An 18,223-nucleotide genomic window follows, 5' to 3' on the forward strand; every position below is an offset into this window, starting at 1 on the left:
GGTTCATGTGAACAAATCAATGCTTGTGGGTGCGGTACTGGGTGCTGTCGGTGTGACTGCCGGAGGTGCTGTCGCGACCTACAGCTTGGTCAACAAGGGGCCTGAGTATGCGCAGGTCACCGACGTGCAACCGATCAAACAACAGGTAAAAACCCCCCGTGAGGTCTGCAAGGACGTCGCCGTGACGCGGCAGGCGCCGGTCAAGGACCAACACCAGATCGCCGGTACCGTGGTGGGCGCCATTGCCGGTGGCCTGCTGGGTAACCAGATTGGTGGTGGTAGCGGCAAGAAGATCGCCACCGTGGCCGGTGCGGTCGGTGGTGGTTATGCCGGTAACAAGGTGCAGGAGGGCATGCAGGAGCGTGACACCTACACCACCACGCAAACCCGCTGCAATACGGTCAACGATATCAGTGAGAAGGTGGTGGGCTACAACGTGAAGTACACCATCGGCGACAAGGTCGGGCAGGTGAAGATGGATCACGAGCCCGGTTCGACCATTCCACTGGACAAGAATGGCAAGCTGATCCTGAGTGAAGCCGGCCAGTAAGGCCGCATGGCTTCGACAGGCATAAAAAAAGCACCCCGAGGGGTGCTTTTTTGTTTGCCGGCAATCCGCGCTTAGCGCTTCATGTTCTCTGGCAGGTGCGGCTGGATAGCGGTCAGCACGGCCTTGAAGCACTTGATGTTGCCCGCAACGATATGGCCCTTCTCGAGGAAGTCATGGCCGCCGTTGAAGTCGCTCACCAGGCCGCCCGCTTCCTGGATCAGCAGCACGCCGGCCGCCATGTCCCATTCGGACAGGCCCGACTCCCAGAAAGCGTCGAAACGGCCGGCGGCCACGTAGGCCAGGTCCAGGCTGGCGGAGCCGGCGCGGCGGATACCGGCGGTCTGGCCAGTCAGGGCGCGGAACATGCCCAGGTAGTTGTCCAAGTCGGCCATCTGGCTGTCACGGAACGGGAAGCCGGTACCCAGCAGGGCGCCTTCCAGGCTGGTGCGCGAGCTGACACGCAGGCGGCGACCATTGAGCTGGGCGCCACGGCCGCGGCTGGCAGTGAATTCTTCCTGGCGAACCGGGTCGACGATCACGGCGTGCTCAAGGCGGCCACGGTATTTGCAGGCGATGCTGACCGCGAAGTGCGGGATGCCACGCAGGAAGTTGGTGGTGCCGTCCAGCGGGTCGATGATCCACAGGTAATCCTTGCCTTCTTCGCCGCTACCCGCGTGCAGGCCGGTTTCCTCGCCCTGGATGGAGTGGTTCGGGTAGGCCTTGCGCAGGGCGTTGACGATGCTCTGCTCGGCGGCGCGATCGACTTCGGAGACGTAGTCCTTGGCCTCTTTCTCATCGACCTTGATGCTATCCAGGCGTTCGATGGAGCGGAAAATCAGTTCACTGGCGCTGCGAGCGGCGCGCAGGGCGATATTCAGCATAGGCTGCATGGGCGGGTCACCTGGAGATGTTAAAGAAGAAAGCCGATCATTCTAGCAGAAAACTTTGGCGGCAGAAGTGTCACATTTGCTTTCATGGCGTTACGTCTGTCGGTTCTGTAAGATCGAAGGCCCTGATTCCTGCATCTGTGAGCACAACACCTTGCTGCAAAATATTCGTGTTGTTCTGGTCAATACCAGCCACCCCGGCAACATCGGCGGCGCTGCACGTGCCATGAAAAACATGGGCTTGTCGCGTCTGGTGCTGGTGCAGCCGAAAGAGTTCCCCGCCGTGGATGCCAGTGCCCGAGCCTCGGGTGCCGACGATGTGCTGGACAATGCCCAGGTGGTCGACAGCCTCGAGCAGGCGTTGGTCGGCTGCAACCTGGTAATGGGCACCAGCGCCCGCGAGCGGAGCATCCCCTGGCCGCTGATCGGCCCGCGCGAGTGCGGGGCCAAGGCGGTGGAGCATGCCAACGGTGGCGAGGAAATCGCCCTGGTTTTCGGGCGTGAACATGCCGGCCTGACCAACGAAGAACTGCAGCGATGTCACTTCCACGTGCACATTCCCTCCAACCCCGACTTCAGCTCGCTGAACCTGGCCGCCGCTGTCCAGGTGCTCTCCTACGAGGTGCGCATGGCCTGGCTTGCCGCCGGTGCAGCGCCGGGCAAAGTCGAGAAGGTTGACGCCAGCGAGCTGGCGACGATGGACGAAATGGAGCTGTTCTACGACCACCTGGAGAAGACCCTGGTCGGTATCGGCTTTCTCGACCCCGAAAAGCCCAAGCACCTGATGCCGCGCCTGCGCCGGCTGTATGGGCGGGTGGCGGTCGAGCGTTCGGAAATGAGCATTTTGCGCGGCATCCTCACCGAGACCCAGAAAGTGGTCCGGGGCGAGCCGCATAAACGGAAGGACTGACAGATGTTCGAACGCCTGCGTGAAGATATTCAAAGCGTATTCCACCGTGACCCGGCTGCGCGCAACGCCTTTGAGGTGCTGACCTGCTACCCGGGCATGCACGCCATCTGGCTGCACCGCCTGGGCAATGCCCTGTGGAAGCGTGATTTCAAGTGGCTGGCCCGCCTGGTATCGAACTTCGGCCGCTGGCTGACCGGCATCGAGATCCACCCCGGCGCCACCATCGGACGGCGCTTCTTCATCGACCACGGCATGGGCATCGTCATCGGCGAAACCGCCGAGATCGGCGACGATGTCACCCTTTACCAGGGCGTAACCCTGGGCGGCACCAGCTGGAACAAAGGCAAGCGACACCCCACCCTGGAAAACGGTGTGGTGGTAGGGGCGGGGGCCAAGGTGCTGGGCCCGTTCACCGTCGGCGCCGGGGCCAAGATCGGTTCCAATGCGGTGGTGACCAAAGCCGTGCCGGCAGGGGCTACGGCGGTTGGTATCCCCGGGCGAATCATCGTCAAGAGCGAAGACAACGAGGTCGAGGCCAAGCGTAAGGCCATGGCTGAGAAGATCGGCTTCGATGCCTATGGCGTCAGTGGCGACATGCCCGACCCGGTGGCCCGTGCCATCGGCCAGATGCTCGACCACCTGCAGGCAGTTGACGAACGGCTGGAGGGCATGTGCGGCGCCCTGACCAAGATGGGCAGTGATTACTGCGCCAAGGAACTGCCAGCCCTGCCGGAAGATGACTTCAAGGAAGTTGCCCAGGTGGCTCAGCGCGACACTCAGTCGCATTGATTACGCCGCGCTGAAATCATGGTGACATACGGGGCGTGTGCTCACGCCCCCTGTCTGCTACAATCGCGCCCGCCTCCCCGATGCAAACCCGACTAAAGCACTAGGTCTAATAGTTGACTTAAATGCTCGGGAATCGCATACTCGCTCACATCCTGTAACTCCCGTGGTACCCAATAGCCATGCGACTGACTACCAAAGGCCGATACGCCGTGACCGCCATGCTCGACCTGGCGTTGCACGCGCAGCATGGGCCGGTGTCTTTGGCCGACATTTCCGAGCGCCAGGGCATTTCCCTCTCTTATCTGGAACAGCTGTTCGCCAAGCTGCGCCGCAGCAGCCTGGTCTCCAGCGTGCGTGGTCCAGGCGGTGGCTACCAGCTGTCGCGGGGCATGGAAACCATCCAGGTGGCCCAGGTCATCGATGCGGTCAACGAATCGGTCGATGCCACCCGTTGTCAGGGCCTCGGGGACTGCCATGCCGGTGATACCTGCCTGACCCACCACCTGTGGTGCGACCTCAGCCAGCAGATCCATGAATTCCTCAGCGGTATAAGCCTGGCCGACCTCGTCATGCGCCGTGAGGTGCAGGAAGTCGCCCAGCGCCAGGACCTGCGTCGTGTCGCAGGCCGAACCGCCCAGCTGGACAAGATTGAGACGTCCGCCGTCGATTGATCCCACCGGGACGACGAGCGACGCCACCGCCTGATAGGAGAGACAAATGAAGTTGCCGATCTACCTCGATTACTCCGCGACCACCCCGGTCGACCCACGCGTGGCCCAGAAGATGGCCGACTGCCTGCTGGTCGACGGGAACTTCGGTAACCCGGCTTCGCGCTCCCACGTCTTTGGCTGGAAAGCCGAGGAAGCGGTCGAGAACGGTCGCCGCCAGGTTGCCGAACTGATCAACGCCGATCCGCGCGAAATCGTCTGGACCAGCGGTGCCACCGAGTCCGACAACCTCGCACTCAAGGGCGTCGCGCACTTCTATCAGACCAAGGGCAAGCACATCATCACCTCCAAGATCGAGCACAAGGCGGTCCTGGATACCGCTCGCCAGCTGGAGCGTGAAGGTTTCGAAGTCACCTACCTCGAGCCAGGCGAAGACGGCATCGTCACCCCGGCCATGGTCGAGGCGGCGCTGCGCGACGACACCATCCTGGTTTCGCTGATGCACGTGAACAACGAAGTCGGCTCGATCAACGATATCGCCGCCATCGGTGAACTGACCCGCTCGCGCGGCGTGCTGTTCCACGTTGACGCCGCGCAATCGGCCGGCAAGGTCGAAATCGACCTGCAAAAGCTGAAGGTCGACCTGATGTCGTTCTCGGCGCACAAGGTCTACGGCCCGAAAGGCATCGGCGCGCTGTACGTCAGCCGCAAGCCTCGCGTACGCCTGGAAGCCATCATTCACGGCGGTGGCCATGAGCGCGGCATGCGTTCGGGCACCCTGCCGACCCACCAGATCGTCGGCATGGGCGAAGCCTTCGCCATCGCCAAACAGGAAATGGCCGCGGAAAACGTACGCATCAAGGCCCTGAGCGACCGCTTCTTCAAGCAGGTCTCGGACCTCGAAGAGCTATACGTCAACGGCAGCAAGACTGCCCGCGTACCGCATAACCTGAACCTGAGCTTCAACTACGTCGAAGGCGAATCGCTGCTGATGTCGCTGAAGGACATCGCCGTATCGTCCGGTTCGGCCTGCACCTCCGCGTCGCTTGAGCCGTCCTACGTATTGCGCGCCCTGGGCCGCAATGACGAGCTGGCGCACAGCTCGATCCGCTTCTCCTTCGGCCGCTTCACCACCGAAGAAGAAGTCGACTACGCCGCGCAGAAAGTCTGCGAGGCCGTGAACAAACTGCGTGAGCTGTCGCCGCTGTGGGACATGTACAAAGACGGCGTTGACATCTCCAAGATCGAGTGGGCCGCCCACTAAGCAGTCGCCAGCAAGAGCGGCTCCCTGATGAGGAAGGAATTGCACCATGGCATACAGTGAAAAGGTCATCGACCACTACGAAAACCCGCGCAACGTCGGCAAGATGAACGCCGAAGACCCGGACGTCGGTACCGGCATGGTCGGCGCCCCGGCCTGCGGTGACGTGATGCGCCTGCAGATTAAGGTCAACGAGCAGGGCGTGATCGAAGACGCCAAGTTCAAGACCTATGGCTGCGGTTCGGCCATCGCTTCCAGCTCCCTCGCCACCGAGTGGATGAAGGGCAAGACCCTGGACGAAGCCGAAACCATCAAGAACACCCAGCTGGCCGAAGAACTGGCGTTGCCGCCGGTCAAGATCCACTGCTCGGTACTCGCCGAAGATGCCATCAAGGCAGCCGTTCGCGATTACAAGCAGAAGAAAGGCTTGATCTAAGTCGCCTGTTGCGAGGTAAGGAGTCCTGATGGCTATCAGCATGACAGAAGCCGCCGCCAACCACGTGCGGCGTTCCCTGGAAGGGCGCGGCAAGGGCGAAGGCATTCGCCTGGGCGTGCGCACCACCGGTTGCTCGGGCCTGGCCTACGTGCTGGAGTTCGTCGACGAGCTGGCGGACGAGGACCAGGTGTTCGAGAACCATGGCGTCAAGGTGATCATCGATCCCAAGAGCCTGGTCTACCTCGATGGCACCGAGCTGGACTTCGTCAAGGAAGGGTTGAACGAAGGCTTCAAGTTCAACAACCCCAACGTGCGCGGTGAGTGTGGCTGCGGCGAAAGCTTCAACGTTTGAGGCTGGCTGTGGGTACTCCTTGTCATTTCGCATTGTTTGACCTCCAGCCAAGCTTCCGCCTGGATCTCGACAAGCTGGCCACTCGTTATCGCGAGCTGGCCCGCGAAGTCCATCCCGACCGCTTTGCCGACGCCTCCGAGCGCGAGCAGCGCGTGGCGCTGGAAAAGTCCGCGGCCCTCAACGACGCCTACCAGACACTGCGCAGTGCGCCGCGTCGCGCCCGCTACCTGCTGGCCATCGGCGGCCACGAAGTGCCTCAGGAGGTCACGGTCCACGACCCTGACTTCCTGTTGCAGCAGATGCAGTGGCGTGAAGAGCTCGAAGAACTGCAGGACGAAGCCGACCTCGATGGCGTGGCCGTGTTCAAGAAGCGCCTGAAGGTCGCCCAGGACACGCTGAACGAGGACTTTGCCGCCTGCTGGGACGCCCCAGGCGAGCGCGACAAGGCCGAACGCCTGATGCGCCGCATGCAGTTCCTCGACAAGCTCGCCCAAGAAGTGCGCCAACTGGAAGAGCGCCTCGACGATTAACCCGGTGCTGCCCGTGATAGCACCTAAGGTATTCAGATAAGCATGGCCCTACTGCAGATTGCCGAACCCGGTCAAAGCCCTCAGCCGCATCAGCGCCGCCTGGCGGTGGGGATCGACCTGGGTACCACCAACTCCCTGGTCGCCGCACTGCGCAGCGGCCGTAGCGAGCCCCTGCCCGACGCGCAGGGCAATGTCATTCTGCCGTCCGCGGTGCGCTACCTCGAAGGGCGCAACGAAGTGGGGCAGGCTGCACGCGATGCCGCTTCCAGCGACCCGCTGAACACCGTGCTGTCGGTCAAGCGCCTGATGGGGCGCGGCCTGGCCGACGTCAAGCAACTGGGCGAGCAGCTGCCGTACCGCTTCGTTGGCGGTGAGTCGCACATGCCGTTCATCGACACCGTGCAGGGGCCGAAAAGCCCGGTGGAAGTGTCCGCCGATATCCTCAAGGTGCTGCGCGAGCGTGCCGAAGCCACCCTTGGTGGTGAGCTGGTGGGCGCGGTTATCACCGTGCCGGCCTATTTCGACGATGCCCAGCGCCAGGCCACCAAGGACGCTGCGCGCCTGGCTGGCCTGAACGTGCTGCGCCTGCTCAACGAGCCGACCGCCGCTGCCGTGGCCTATGGCCTGGACCAGAACGCCGAAGGCGTGGTGGCCATCTATGACCTGGGCGGCGGTACCTTCGACATTTCCATCCTGCGCCTGACTGCCGGCGTATTCGAAGTGCTGGCCACCGGTGGCGATACCGCCTTGGGCGGTGACGACTTCGACCACGCCATCGCTGGCTGGATCATCGAGCAGGCCGGGCTGTCATCCGACCTGGACCCGGCCACCCAGCGCGCACTGTTGCAGACCGCCTGCGCCGCGAAGGAAGCCCTGACCGACGCCGACGTGGTCAGCGTCAGCCATGGCACCTGGCAGGGCGAGTTGAGCCGCGCCGGTTTCGAAGCCATGATCGAGCCCATGGTCGCCCGCAGCCTCAAGGCCTGCCGCCGCGCCGTGCGTGACAGCGGTATCGAGCTGGAAGAAGTCAGTGCCGTGGTCATGGTCGGTGGTTCGACCCGCGTACCGCGTGTGCGTGAAGCCGTCGGAGCACTGTTCGGCCGCACCCCACTGACCTCGATCGACCCCGACCAGGTGGTGGCCATCGGTGCCGCCATCCAGGCCGATACCTTGGCCGGCAACCGCCGCGAAGGTGGCGAACTGCTGCTGTTGGATGTCATCCCGCTGTCGCTGGGCCTTGAGACCATGGGCGGGCTGATGGAGAAGGTGATCCCGCGCAACACCACCATCCCGGTGGCGCGTGCCCAGGAGTTCACCACCTATAAAGATGGCCAGTCGGCCATGATGATCCACGTGCTGCAGGGCGAACGTGAGCTGATCAGCGATTGCCGTTCGCTGGCGCGCTTCGAGTTGCGTGGCATCCCGGCCATGGTCGCCGGTGCGGCAAAGATCCGCGTCACCTTCCAGGTCGACGCCGATGGCCTGCTCAGCGTCGCCGCACGCGAGCTGGGCTCGGGCGTGGAAGCCAGCATCCAGGTCAAGCCGTCCTATGGCCTGACCGACGGCGAAATCGCCCGCATGCTCAAGGACTCCTTCGAACACGCAGGTTCCGACAAGCAGGCCCGCCAGCTGCGCGAGCACCAGGTGGACGGCGAGCGCCTGCTCGAAGCGGTACAGGGCGCCCTGGACGCCGACGGTGAGCGCCTGCTCAGCAGTGACGAGCGCGACGCCATCGAATTCCAGATGCAAGAACTACGTGATTTGCTGGCCGGCACCGATGGCGCAGCCATCGAGCAACAGACCAAGCGTCTGTCGCAGGTGACCGACGCATTTGCCGCCCGTCGCCTTGATTCGACGGTCAAAGCCGCACTGGCCGGGCGCAACCTGAATGAAATCGAGGAGTAACCGATGCCGCTGGTGACATTCCTGCCGCACGAGAAGTTCTGCCCCGAAGGGCTGACCGTGGAAGTCGAGCCCGGGACCAACATCCTGGAGCTGGCCCACGACCATCACATCGAGATGGAAAGCGCCTGCGGCGGCGTCAAGGCCTGCACCACTTGCCACTGCATCGTGCGCAAGGGCTTCGACTCGCTCGAAGAAGCCGACGAACTGGAAGAGGACATGCTGGACAAGGCCTGGGGCCTGGAGGCTCAATCGCGCCTCGGCTGCCAGGTGGTTGTCGCTGACCAGGACCTGGTCATCGAGATCCCCAAGTATTCGCTCAACCACGCCGCCGAAGCGCCGCACTGAGGTTTACCCCATGAGCCTGAAATGGATTGATGTACTTGAGATCGCCATCCAGCTTGCAGAAAGCAAGCCGGAAGTCGATCCTCGTTATGTGAATTTCGTCGATCTGCACCGCTGGGTGCTGGCCTTGCCAGAATTCAGCGACGATCCGTCACGCGGCGGTGAGAAAGTGCTCGAGGCCATCCAGGCGGCCTGGATCGAAGAAGCCGACTGAACGCGTCCTGCAGGTTAGGCAATCCCCTGGAACCCGCGTATAATTCGCGGGTTTAATTTTTCGCAACACTCATTTTTCTGGAGTTTTCCATGGCTGTTCAACGTACTTTCTCCATCATCAAGCCTGACGCCGTTGCCAAGAACGTCATCGGCGAGATCACCACTCGTTTCGAGAAAGCCGGCCTGCGCGTCGTCGCTTCGAAAATGAAGCAGCTGTCCAAGGCCGAAGCCGAAGGCTTCTACGCCGAACACAAAGAGCGCGGCTTCTTCGGTGATCTGGTTGCCTTCATGACTTCCGGCCCGGTCATCGTTCAGGTTCTGGAAGGCGAAAACGCCGTTCTGGCCAACCGCGAGCTGATGGGCGCCACCAACCCGAAAGAAGCTGCTGCCGGCACCATCCGTGCTGACTTCGCCGTTTCCATCGACGAAAACGCTGTTCACGGTTCCGACTCGGAAGCTTCGGCTGCCCGCGAAATCGCTTACTTCTTCTCCGCTACCGAGCTGTGCGACCGCATTCGCTAAGCGAAGCAGGTCTTGGGTGATTCCATGAGTGACATGACTGGCAAGATCAACCTGTTGGGCCTGACCCTGCAGGAAATGGAAAAATTCTTCGAGTCGATCGGAGAGAAGCGTTTTCGTGCCGGTCAGGTCATGAAATGGATTCACCACTATGGCGTCGACGATTTCGCCGCCATGACCAATGTCGGCAAGGCCTTGCGCGAAAAGCTCGAGGCCGTTGCCGAGATTCGGGGCCCGGAAGTGGTCAGTGAAGACATTTCCGCCGACGGTACCCGCAAGTGGGTGGTCCGCGTTGCCTCCGGCAGCTGCGTCGAGACCGTCTACATCCCCACCGACGATCGCGGCACCCTGTGCGTGTCGTCGCAAGCCGGCTGTGCCCTGGACTGCAGCTTCTGCTCCACCGGCAAGCAAGGCTTCAACAGCAACCTCACCGCCGCCGAAGTGATCGGCCAGGTGTGGCTTGCCAACAAATCCTTCGGGACCGTTCCGGCCAAGATCGACCGCGCCATTACCAACGTGGTCATGATGGGCATGGGCGAACCCCTGCTGAATTTCGACAATGTCATCGCCGCCATGAAGATCATGATGGAAGATCTGGGCTATGGCATTTCCAAGCGTCGCGTCACCCTGTCCACCTCGGGCGTGGTGCCGATGATCGACGAGCTGGCCAAGCACATCGACGTGTCGCTGGCCCTGTCGCTGCACGCACCGAACGACGAACTGCGCAACAAGCTGGTACCGATCAACAAGAAGTACCCGCTGAAGATGCTGCTGGAATCGTGCATGGGCTACATGTCCACCCTGGGTGGCAAGCGCGTGCTGACCATCGAGTACACCCTGCTCAAGGACGTCAACGACCAGCCTGAGCATGCTGCGCAAATGATCGAGCTGCTGCGCGACGTACCCTGCAAGATCAACCTGATCCCGTTCAACCCGTTCCCGCACTCGGGCTACGAGCGGCCGAGCAACAACGCCATTCGCCGCTTCCAGGATCTGTTGCACCATGGTGGCTTCAACGTCACCACCCGCACCACCCGTGGTGATGACATCGACGCTGCCTGTGGTCAGCTGGTCGGCCAGGTCAACGACCGCACCCGCCGCAGCGAGCGCTACATCGCTGTGCGCCAGCTGTCCGCGGACGCCGAGCTGCAAGACAGCCCTGCCAGCCACTGACCGGGACCTTGCCCATGAGCCTGCGCGCCGCGCTGTCGATCCTTGCGCTTTCGCTGCTGGCCGGCTGCGTGTCGGGCGGCGCGGGCGACCCCCTGGCCAGCCGCCAGGGCAGGGCAGAGGCGGGGCGGGCCTATGTGCAGCTTGGGCTGGGTTATTTGCAACAGGGTTTGACCGAGCAGGCCAAGGCGCCGCTGGGCAAGGCCCTGGCCCTGGATGGTGGTGATGCCGATGCGCACGCCGCGCTGGCGCTGGTCTTTCAGGCCGAAGGCGAACCTGCGCTGGCTGAAACGCACTTCCGCAAGGCGCTGAAGGCACGCACCGGCGACACGCGAATTCGCAACAATTACGGCAGTTTCCTTTATGCTCAGGGCCGATTTGCCGAGGCCGAGCAGATGTTTCGCCTTGCCAGCGCCGATACCCTGTATCCTGAGCGCTCACGCGTTTACGAGAACCTGGGCCTGACCGCCCTGAAGCTCGAGCGCCGCGACCAGGCGCATACGTATCTGCTGAAAGCTTTGCAACTCAACCAGCGGCAACCGAAAGCGTTGCTGGAAATGGCTGAGTTGTCCTACGAAAACAGGCATTATGTGCCGGCCCAGGACTACTACGATCGTTTCAGCCAGTTGAGCGACCACGATGCCCGTAGCCTGCTGCTGGGCAGCCGCCTTGCCAGGGTATTCGACGAGCAAGGCACACTGGCCGAGCTGGGCCAGCAATTACAACGACTTTATCCCGGTACGCCGGAATATCAGCAATACCTGTCGGAGCAACGATGAAAGCCGCGCATCCCGAAGTAGCAGTAGCGCCTGGCCAGAACCCCGGTGAGCTTTTGCGTCAGGCCCGTGAGAACCGGGACTGGTCACAAGCCGAGGTGGCCCGCAAGCTCAACCTCACTGTCAGTTCGTTGAACCACGTGGAAACCGGCGCCTTCGACAAGCTGCCGGGGCATACCTTCGCCCGTGGTTATATCCGCGCCTATGCCAAGCTGATGGACCTGGACCAGGCTGCCCTGGTGGACGCCTTCGACCGTTACACCGGCACCCACGCCAAAGGCAGCGATGTGCACTCGCTGGGCCGTATCGAAGAGCCCGTGCGCCTGTCGCACAACATTCTGCGTGGCGTCAGCCTGCTGCTGCTGGTGGCAGTGGTCGGCGGCGGCTTCGTCTGGTGGCAGGACCAGGGCAGCCTGCGTGGCAAGGAGCTGGCCAAGATTGCCCTGGAGCACGTCGAAGTCGAAAGCGCCGACGGCACCACCCAGATTCACCCGCTCGATGAGCCTGAAGACCAGGCTGTTTCCGCTGGCCAGCAGCCTGAGAGTGCGCCGCTGCCGCTTGAGCAGGGCGCAGCCGAGCAGCCTGCCGCCGCCGTACCGGCACCGGCAAGCCCGGCACCTGCCGATACCGCTGCCGTAGTACCGACACCGGCCCAGCAGGCGCCTGCGCCAGCGATCGCCAGCGCACCTGCTGCCGCGCCTGCGCCGGTAGCACCGGTTGCCCCGGCCCCGGCGGCTGTTGCACCTGCTACACCTGTAGCGGCCGTGGCCGCTGCCGAGCCTGCCGCCGCCGCAGTGCCGGCTGGCAGCGCCAAGGTCGCCATCCAGTTCGTCGCCGATTGCTGGACCCAGGTCACCGACGGCAACGGCAAGGTGCTGTTCAGCGCCATCAAGCGCAAGGGGGACAACCTCGAGCTGACCGGCAAGCCGCCGTTCTCGGTACGCCTGGGCTTTGCCCGTGGCGCCCAGGTCAGCTACAACGGCCAGGCCGTCGATGTTACCCCGTTCACCAGTGGCGAGACCGCTCGCCTGAAGTTGGGACAGTAATCATGCACGGCGAATCTCCGATCAAACGTCGCGAATCCCGCAAAATCTGGGTCGGCAATGTACCGGTGGGTGGTGATGCCCCCATCGCGGTGCAGAGCATGACCAACACCGACACCAACGATGTGGCCGCCACCGTGGCGCAAATCCAGCGCCTGGTCGATGCCGGCGTGGACATCGTGCGCGTCTCGGTGCCGGACATGGACGCTGCAGAGGCGTTCGGCCGTATCAAGCAGCAGGTCAGCGTGCCGCTGGTTGCCGACATCCACTTCGACTACAAGATCGCCCTGCGCGTGGCCGAACTGGGCGTCGACTGCCTGCGCATCAACCCGGGCAACATCGGCCGTGAAGACCGTGTACGCGCGGTGGTCGATGCCGCCCGCGACCGGGGCATCCCGATCCGTATCGGCGTCAACGCCGGCTCCCTGGAAAAGGACCTGCAGAAGAAGTATGGCGAACCGACCCCGGCGGCGCTGGTCGAGTCGGCCCTGCGCCATGTCGAGCACCTCGACCGCCTGGACTTCCAGGACTTCAAGGTCAGCGTCAAGGCATCCGATGTGTTCATGGCCGTCGAAGCCTACCGCCTGCTGGCCAAGCAGATCGTGCAGCCGCTGCACCTGGGCATCACCGAAGCCGGTGGCCTGCGTTCGGGGACGGTGAAATCCGCTGTCGGCCTCGGTATGCTGCTGGCCGAAGGCATTGGCGATACCATCCGTATCTCGCTGGCGGCCGACCCGGTCGAAGAAGTGAAAGTCGGCTACGACATCCTCAAGTCGCTGCACCTGCGCTCGCGTGGCATCAACTTCATCGCCTGCCCGAGCTGCTCGCGGCAGAACTTCGATGTGGTCAAGACCATGAACGAGCTGGAAGGGCGCCTGGAAGACCTGCTGGTGCCGCTGGACGTGGCGGTGATCGGTTGCGTGGTCAACGGCCCGGGCGAAGCCAAGGAGGCCCATGTGGGGCTGACCGGCGGCACGCCGAACCTGATCTACATCGACGGCAAGCCGGCGCAGAAGCTGACCAACGACAACCTGGTCGATGAACTGGAAAAGCTCATCCGCCAGAAAGCGGCCGAAAAGGCCGAAGCCGACGCGGCGCTGATCGTCCGTGGCTGACACACAGAATTCGTAAGGACTTTTCGTGAGCAAATCGCTGCAAGCCATCCGTGGCATGAACGACATCCTGCCAGAACAGTCGCCGCTGTGGCGCTACTTCGAAGGCACCGTGGCCGGCCTGCTGGACACCTACGGGTACAGCCAGATCCGCACGCCGATCGTCGAGTTCACCGAGCTTTTCAAGCGCTCCATCGGTGAAGTGACCGACATCGTCGAAAAAGAGATGTACACCTTCGAGGACCGCAACGGCGATTCGCTGACCCTGCGCCCCGAAGGCACCGCGGCCTGCGTGCGTGCCGTGCTCGAACATGGCATCACCGGCAACGGCCAGGTGCAGAAACTGTGGTACATCGGCCAGATGTTCCGCCACGAGCGCCCGCAGAAGGGCCGCTACCGCCAGTTCCACCAGATTGGCGTGGAAGTGTTCAACCTGGATGGCCCGGACATCGACGCCGAGCTGATCATGCTGACCTGGCGCTTGTGGGGCCTGCTGGGCATCCAGGACGCGGTCAAGCTGGAGCTCAACAGCCTGGGCACCAGCGAAGCCCGTGCACGCTACCGTGATGCGCTGGTCGAGTTCCTCTCGGCGCGCCTGGAGCAACTGGACGAAGACAGCCAGCGCCGCCTGAAGAGCAACCCGCTGCGCATTCTCGACAGCAAGGACCAGAACACCCAGGCGGTGCTGGTCGGCGCGCCGAAGCTGGAAGACTACCTGGACGAAGAGTCGCGCATGCACTTCGAGGGCCTCAAGGCTCGCCTGGACGCTGCTGGCATCCCGTTCGTGATCAACACCAAGCTGGTGCGTGGCCTGGACTACTACAGCAAGACCGTGTTCGAGTGGGTCACCGACAAGCTCGGCGCCCAGGGCACTGTCTGCGCCGGCGGCCGTTATGACGGCCTGGTCGAACAGATGGGCGGCAAGCCGACCCCGGGCGTCGGTTTCGCCATGGGCATCGAGCGCCTGATCCTGCTGTTGGAAACCCTTGGCAAGGTGCCCGAGTCCATCAGCCGCCAGATCGACGTCTACCTGTGCGCCTTTGGCGAACAGGCGGAGCTGGCCGGCCTGCGCCTGTCCGAAAACTTGCGCGACCGCTTGCCGGGCCTGCGCCTGGCAGTCAACGCCGGCGGTGGCAGCTTCAAGAGCCAGTTCAAGAAAGCCGACAAGAGTGGCGCGCTGTTCGCCCTGATCCTCGGCGACGACGAGCTGGCCAAGCAAGAGATCGGCTTCAAGCCCCTGCGTGGTCAGGGCGAACAACAGAACATTGCCTGGGATGCTCTGGCTGAGCACCTGGAAACCGCGATCGCGCAGGCGTAACGCGGTTCAACAAGCGAATAGGCGAAAAGGAGTATTGGGGTGTCGAGTACCGATGATGAACTGGCAGGGGTCAAGGACTGGTGGAACCGCAACGGCAAGCCGCTGCTGACCGGTGCCCTGCTGGCTGGCGTAGTGGTGTTGGGCTGGAATACCTGGCACAAGTACCAGAACAATCAGTCGCAAGGTGCCTCGCAGCTGTACCAGGCCTTGCTGGAGACCAGCCTGACGCCGACTGGCCAGCCTGACGCGACCAAGGTCGCGGAACTGGCCGGCAAGCTCAAGAGCGAGTTCGGTGGTACCGCCTACGCCCAGTACGGCAGCCTGTTCGTTGCCAAGGTCGCGGTCGAGAGCGGCAAGCTCGACGACGCTGCTGCCGAGTTGAAGAGCGTGCTGGACAAGCCGGCCGATGCCACTCTGGGCGAGATTTCGCGTCAGCGCCTGGCTCGTGTGCTGGCCGCCCAGAACAAGGCCGAGGATGCCCTCAAGCTGCTCGACGGCGACGCCGACAAAGCCTTCCTGGCCAGCCGCGAAGAGTTGAAAGGTGACCTGCTGGTGCAACTGGGTCGCGCCGACGACGCGCACAGCGCTTACGAGAAAGCCAAGGCTGCGTTGTCCGATGAGGCGGCGGTCGGTGGCCTGCAATTGAAGCTGGATGACTTGGCCAAAGGGGACGCGTAAGTGATCGGTTGGAAACATGCAGCAGTGCTGACCTTGGCCGTACTGGCCGCAGGTTGCAGCAGCAACAGCAAGAAGGAACTGCCTCCGGCCGAGCTGACCAAGTTCACCGAGGAAGTGGTGCTGAAAAAGCAGTGGAGCCGTTCGATCGGTGACGGCCAGGGCGAGACCTACAACACCCTCGTACCTGCCATCGAGAACGACCGTATCTACGCCTCCGACGTCAACGGCGAAGTCTTCGCCCTCGACCGCATCACCGGCGACGTGGTATGGAAGAAGGACCTCGAGCTGCCGGTTTCCGGCGCTGTCGGCGTGGGCTACGGCCTGGTCATGATCGGTACCCTCAAGGGTGAAGTCATCGCCCTGGACTCCAGCACCGGTGAGGAGCGCTGGCGCTCCCGCGTGACCAGCGAAGTGCTGGCCCCGCCTGCCAACAACGGTGATGTGGTGGTGGTGCAGACCCAAGACGATCGCCTGATCGGCCTGGATGCCGCCACTGGCGACCGCCGCTGGATCTACGAAAACACCCCGGCCGTGCTGACCCTGCGTGGCACCGGCGCGCCGATCGCCACCAACCGCCTGGCCGTCGCCGGCCTGTCCACCGGCAAGGTGGTGGCGGTGGACATCAACAACGGCGTACCGGTGTGGGAAAGCCGTGTGGCAATCCCGCAGGGTCGTTCCGAGCTGGACCGCGTGGTCGATATCGACGGCGGCTTGCTGCTGTCGGGTGGTACCCTGTACGTCAGCACCTACCAGGGCCGCGTCGCGGGCCTGGACCTGGAAAGCGGCCGCGTGCTGTGGCAGCGTGATGCCTCCAGCTACGTGGGTGTCGCCCAGGGCTACGGTAACGTCTATGTCAGCGAAGCTTCCGGTACTGTCGAAAGCGTCGACGAGCGCTCGTCCAGCGCCCTGTGGACCAACGACACCATGGCTCGCCGCCAGCTGACCGCGCCTGAAGTGTTCTCCAGCTACGTGGCGGTGGGCGACTTCGAGGGTTACCTGCACCTGCTGAGCCAGGTCGATGGCCGCTTCGTCGGCCGTGAGCGTATCGACAGTGATGGCCTGCGCGCCCGCCCACTTGTGGTCGGCGACACCATCTACGTCTTCGGCAACAGCGGCAAGCTCGAGGCACTGACCATCCGCTGAAGCTATGCTTGAAGCCTTGGCGGGCTTCAAGCCGCGGCGTAGGACACGCCGCCCGAACTCCGGCCGCTGCCTTGCAGCGGCCTTTGCATTTTCAAGAATTCAAGAGTGGAGAGCCGAATGGTTCCCGTAATCGCCCTGGTGGGCCGCCCAAACGTCGGCAAATCCACCATGTTCAACCGCCTGACCAAGACCCGCGATGCCATCGTTGGTGACCTGTCGGGCCTGACCCGTGACCGCCAGTACGGTGATGCCACCTGGCAGGGTCGTTCCTTCATCCTGATCGACACCGGCGGTATCACCGGTGACGAAGTGGGCATGGATGAGAAAATGGCCGAGCAGTCGCTCATGGCCATCGAAGAAGCTGACTATGTGCTGTTCCTGGTCGATGCCCGTGCCGGCATGACCGCTGCCGACCAGATGATCGCCGAGCACCTGCGCAAGCGGAACAAGGAAGCGATCCTGGTTGCCAACAAGATCGACAACATCGATGCCGATGTGGCACGCGCCGAGTTCTCGCCGCTGGGCATGGGCAACGCGATCCCGGTAGCCGGCTCCCAGGGCCGCGGCATCAATGCGCTGATGGAGGCCGTGCTCGGCCACCTGCCACGCGACCAGGTCGAGGAAGCGCTGGACGCCGAAGTCGCCGAAGGCGAGGAAGCGGTGCGCATCCCGGGCCCGAGCGAGAAGGATGGCATCAAGATCGCCATCATCGGCCGCCCCAACGTCGGCAAGTCGACGCTGGTCAACCGCATGCTCGGCGAAGAGCGCGTGGTGGTTTACGACCAGCCGGGCACCACCCGCGACAGTATCTACATCCCGTTCGAGCGCGATGACGAGAAGTACACCTTCATCGACACCGCCGGCGTGCGCAAGCGCGGCAAGATCCACGAGGAAGTCGAGAAGTTCTCGGTGGTGAAGACGCTGCAGGCGATCAAGGACGCCAACGTGGTGATTTTCGTCATGGACGCCCGCGAGGGCGTGGTGGATCACGACCTGAACCTGCTGGGCTTCGCCCTGGAAGCTGGCCGCGCCATCGTCATAGCCCTGAACAAGTGGGACGGCATGGAGCCGGGCGAGCGTGACTACGTGAAGACCGAGCTGGAGCGCCGGCTGTTCTTCGTCGATTTCGCCGACATCCACTTCATCTCCGCCCTGCACGGCACCGGCGTGGGCCACCTGTACAAGTCGGTGCAGGCCGCGTTCAAGTCGGCGGTAACCCGGTGGCCGACCAGCCGCCTGACGCAGATCCTCGAAGATGCCGTGAGCGAGCACCAGCCGCCGCTGGTCAACGGCCGCCGCATCAAGCTGCGCTATGCCCACCTTGGTGGTGCCAACCCGCCGCTGATCGTGATCCACGGCAACCAGACCGACAAGATTCCGAAGTCGTACTCGCGTTACCTGGAAAACACCTACCGCCGTGTGCTGAAACTGGTCGGTACGCCGATCCGCATCGAGTACAAGGGCGGTGAGAACCCGTACGAGGGCAAGAAGAACACCCTCACCGACCGCCAGGTCAACAAGAAGCGCCGCCTGATGTCGCATCACAAGAAGGCCGAGAAGAAGCGCCGCGACAAGCGCTGATTCCGCGTCGACTTCTTCGCGGGTAAACCCGCTCCTACAG

21 protein-coding genes are annotated in these 18,223 nt (G+C 63.1%); 20 read left to right on the top strand and 1 reads right to left on the bottom strand.

Annotation, left to right across the window (positions count from 1 at the left end; translation table 11 throughout):
• Positions 1-7 precede the first annotated feature (7 nt).
• Positions 8-550, top strand: coding sequence for a glycine zipper 2TM domain-containing protein (locus E5221_RS04930; RefSeq protein WP_013971012.1), 543 nt, complete (start codon positions 8-10; stop codon positions 548-550).
• Between the two features lie 71 nt (positions 551-621).
• Here E5221_RS04930 and suhB read toward each other — a convergent pair whose 3' ends face one another.
• Positions 622-1,440, bottom strand: coding sequence for an inositol-phosphate phosphatase (gene suhB, locus E5221_RS04935; RefSeq protein ID WP_003257850.1), 819 nt, complete (start codon positions 1,438-1,440; stop codon positions 622-624).
• 151 nt (positions 1,441-1,591) lie between these two features.
• Between suhB and trmJ the strand changes: the two genes are divergently transcribed.
• The 19 genes from trmJ (at position 1,592) to der (ending at position 18,183) form a co-directional block, all read left to right on the top strand.
• Positions 1,592-2,347: a tRNA (cytosine(32)/uridine(32)-2'-O)-methyltransferase TrmJ gene (gene trmJ / locus E5221_RS04940; protein WP_031325634.1), complete on the top strand. Its 756-nt coding sequence runs from the start codon at positions 1,592-1,594 to the stop codon at positions 2,345-2,347.
• 3 nt (positions 2,348-2,350) lie between these two features.
• Positions 2,351-3,136: a serine O-acetyltransferase gene (gene cysE / locus E5221_RS04945; RefSeq protein WP_013971015.1), complete on the top strand. Its 786-nt coding sequence runs from the start codon at positions 2,351-2,353 to the stop codon at positions 3,134-3,136.
• 179 nt (positions 3,137-3,315) lie between these two features.
• On the top strand, positions 3,316-3,807 hold the full coding sequence (iscR, locus tag E5221_RS04950; protein ID WP_008092572.1) for a Fe-S cluster assembly transcriptional regulator IscR: 492 nt from the start codon (positions 3,316-3,318) through the stop codon (positions 3,805-3,807).
• A 46-nt stretch (positions 3,808-3,853) separates the two neighbouring features.
• Positions 3,854-5,068, top strand: a complete 1,215-nt coding sequence (locus tag E5221_RS04955) for an IscS subfamily cysteine desulfurase (protein WP_013971017.1) — start codon at positions 3,854-3,856, stop codon at positions 5,066-5,068.
• A 46-nt stretch (positions 5,069-5,114) separates the two neighbouring features.
• On the top strand, positions 5,115-5,501 hold the full coding sequence (gene iscU / locus E5221_RS04960) for a Fe-S cluster assembly scaffold IscU (protein ID WP_003248539.1): 387 nt from the start codon (positions 5,115-5,117) through the stop codon (positions 5,499-5,501).
• 28 nt (positions 5,502-5,529) lie between these two features.
• The gene (iscA, locus tag E5221_RS04965; protein ID WP_003257854.1) at positions 5,530-5,853 is read left to right on the top strand and encodes an iron-sulfur cluster assembly protein IscA; all 324 of its coding nucleotides are present in this window, start codon (positions 5,530-5,532) and stop codon (positions 5,851-5,853) included.
• Between the two features lie 8 nt (positions 5,854-5,861).
• On the top strand, positions 5,862-6,383 hold the full coding sequence (gene hscB, locus E5221_RS04970; protein WP_015269012.1) for a co-chaperone HscB: 522 nt from the start codon (positions 5,862-5,864) through the stop codon (positions 6,381-6,383).
• Between the two features lie 42 nt (positions 6,384-6,425).
• Positions 6,426-8,288, top strand: a complete 1,863-nt coding sequence (gene hscA / locus E5221_RS04975) for a Fe-S protein assembly chaperone HscA (protein ID WP_015269013.1) — start codon at positions 6,426-6,428, stop codon at positions 8,286-8,288.
• 3 nt (positions 8,289-8,291) lie between these two features.
• A complete protein-coding gene (fdx, locus tag E5221_RS04980) occupies positions 8,292-8,633 on the top strand; it encodes an ISC system 2Fe-2S type ferredoxin (protein WP_025337773.1) in 342 nt (113 codons plus the stop codon).
• Positions 8,634-8,643: 10 nt separating this feature from the next.
• Complete coding sequence (gene iscX / locus E5221_RS04985) at positions 8,644-8,844, top strand: Fe-S cluster assembly protein IscX (protein ID WP_003257859.1); 201 nt, start codon at positions 8,644-8,646, stop codon at positions 8,842-8,844.
• 89 nt (positions 8,845-8,933) lie between these two features.
• A complete protein-coding gene (ndk, locus tag E5221_RS04990) occupies positions 8,934-9,365 on the top strand; it encodes a nucleoside-diphosphate kinase (protein ID WP_013971021.1) in 432 nt (143 codons plus the stop codon).
• A gap of 24 nt (positions 9,366-9,389) precedes the next feature.
• On the top strand, positions 9,390-10,535 hold the full coding sequence (gene rlmN, locus E5221_RS04995; RefSeq protein WP_013971022.1) for a 23S rRNA (adenine(2503)-C(2))-methyltransferase RlmN: 1,146 nt from the start codon (positions 9,390-9,392) through the stop codon (positions 10,533-10,535).
• Between the two features lie 14 nt (positions 10,536-10,549).
• Complete coding sequence (pilW, locus tag E5221_RS05000; protein WP_247846932.1) at positions 10,550-11,311, top strand: type IV pilus biogenesis/stability protein PilW; 762 nt, start codon at positions 10,550-10,552, stop codon at positions 11,309-11,311.
• On the top strand, positions 11,308-12,354 hold the full coding sequence (locus E5221_RS05005; protein ID WP_247846933.1) for a RodZ domain-containing protein: 1,047 nt from the start codon (positions 11,308-11,310) through the stop codon (positions 12,352-12,354). Before pilW ends, E5221_RS05005 begins: the two co-directional genes overlap by 4 nt.
• Before the next feature lie 2 nt (positions 12,355-12,356).
• Positions 12,357-13,466, top strand: a complete 1,110-nt coding sequence (ispG, locus tag E5221_RS05010; protein WP_003257869.1) for a flavodoxin-dependent (E)-4-hydroxy-3-methylbut-2-enyl-diphosphate synthase — start codon at positions 12,357-12,359, stop codon at positions 13,464-13,466.
• Positions 13,467-13,491: 25 nt separating this feature from the next.
• Positions 13,492-14,781, top strand: a complete 1,290-nt coding sequence (gene hisS, locus E5221_RS05015) for a histidine--tRNA ligase (protein ID WP_061551925.1) — start codon at positions 13,492-13,494, stop codon at positions 14,779-14,781.
• Between the two features lie 39 nt (positions 14,782-14,820).
• Positions 14,821-15,459: a tetratricopeptide repeat protein gene (locus E5221_RS05020; RefSeq protein ID WP_013971027.1), complete on the top strand. Its 639-nt coding sequence runs from the start codon at positions 14,821-14,823 to the stop codon at positions 15,457-15,459.
• Positions 15,460-16,602, top strand: coding sequence for an outer membrane protein assembly factor BamB (gene bamB / locus E5221_RS05025; RefSeq protein ID WP_013971028.1), 1,143 nt, complete (start codon positions 15,460-15,462; stop codon positions 16,600-16,602).
• Between the two features lie 117 nt (positions 16,603-16,719).
• Positions 16,720-18,183, top strand: coding sequence for a ribosome biogenesis GTPase Der (gene der, locus E5221_RS05030; RefSeq protein ID WP_013971029.1), 1,464 nt, complete (start codon positions 16,720-16,722; stop codon positions 18,181-18,183).
• Positions 18,184-18,223 lie beyond the last annotated feature (40 nt).

The organism is Pseudomonas sp. A2, assembly GCF_023100865.1.
In the GTDB taxonomy this organism is placed as follows: Bacteria; Pseudomonadota; Gammaproteobacteria; order Pseudomonadales; family Pseudomonadaceae; genus Aquipseudomonas; species Aquipseudomonas asiatica.

What these genes read in the sequence shown, in the direction of transcription:
- der (WP_013971029.1), top strand. Translation starts at nt 16,720, where the DNA reads ATGGTTCCCGTAATCGCCCTGGTGGGCCGCCCAAACGTCGGCAAATCC.
- cysE (WP_013971015.1), top strand. Translation starts at nt 2,351, where the DNA reads ATGTTCGAACGCCTGCGTGAAGATATTCAAAGCGTATTCCACCGTGAC.
- iscU (WP_003248539.1), top strand. Translation starts at nt 5,115, where the DNA reads ATGGCATACAGTGAAAAGGTCATCGACCACTACGAAAACCCGCGCAAC.
- iscA (WP_003257854.1), top strand. Translation starts at nt 5,530, where the DNA reads ATGGCTATCAGCATGACAGAAGCCGCCGCCAACCACGTGCGGCGTTCC.
- iscR (WP_008092572.1), top strand. Translation starts at nt 3,316, where the DNA reads ATGCGACTGACTACCAAAGGCCGATACGCCGTGACCGCCATGCTCGAC.
- pilW (WP_247846932.1), top strand. Translation starts at nt 10,550, where the DNA reads ATGAGCCTGCGCGCCGCGCTGTCGATCCTTGCGCTTTCGCTGCTGGCC.
- ndk (WP_013971021.1), top strand. Translation starts at nt 8,934, where the DNA reads ATGGCTGTTCAACGTACTTTCTCCATCATCAAGCCTGACGCCGTTGCC.
- ispG (WP_003257869.1), top strand. Translation starts at nt 12,357, where the DNA reads ATGCACGGCGAATCTCCGATCAAACGTCGCGAATCCCGCAAAATCTGG.
- fdx (WP_025337773.1), top strand. Translation starts at nt 8,292, where the DNA reads ATGCCGCTGGTGACATTCCTGCCGCACGAGAAGTTCTGCCCCGAAGGG.
- E5221_RS04955 (WP_013971017.1), top strand. Translation starts at nt 3,854, where the DNA reads ATGAAGTTGCCGATCTACCTCGATTACTCCGCGACCACCCCGGTCGAC.
- suhB (WP_003257850.1), bottom strand. Translation starts at nt 1,440, where the DNA reads ATGCAGCCTATGCTGAATATCGCCCTGCGCGCCGCTCGCAGCGCCAGT.
- rlmN (WP_013971022.1), top strand. Translation starts at nt 9,390, where the DNA reads ATGAGTGACATGACTGGCAAGATCAACCTGTTGGGCCTGACCCTGCAG.
- E5221_RS05005 (WP_247846933.1), top strand. Translation starts at nt 11,308, where the DNA reads ATGAAAGCCGCGCATCCCGAAGTAGCAGTAGCGCCTGGCCAGAACCCC.
- hscA (WP_015269013.1), top strand. Translation starts at nt 6,426, where the DNA reads ATGGCCCTACTGCAGATTGCCGAACCCGGTCAAAGCCCTCAGCCGCAT.
- iscX (WP_003257859.1), top strand. Translation starts at nt 8,644, where the DNA reads ATGAGCCTGAAATGGATTGATGTACTTGAGATCGCCATCCAGCTTGCA.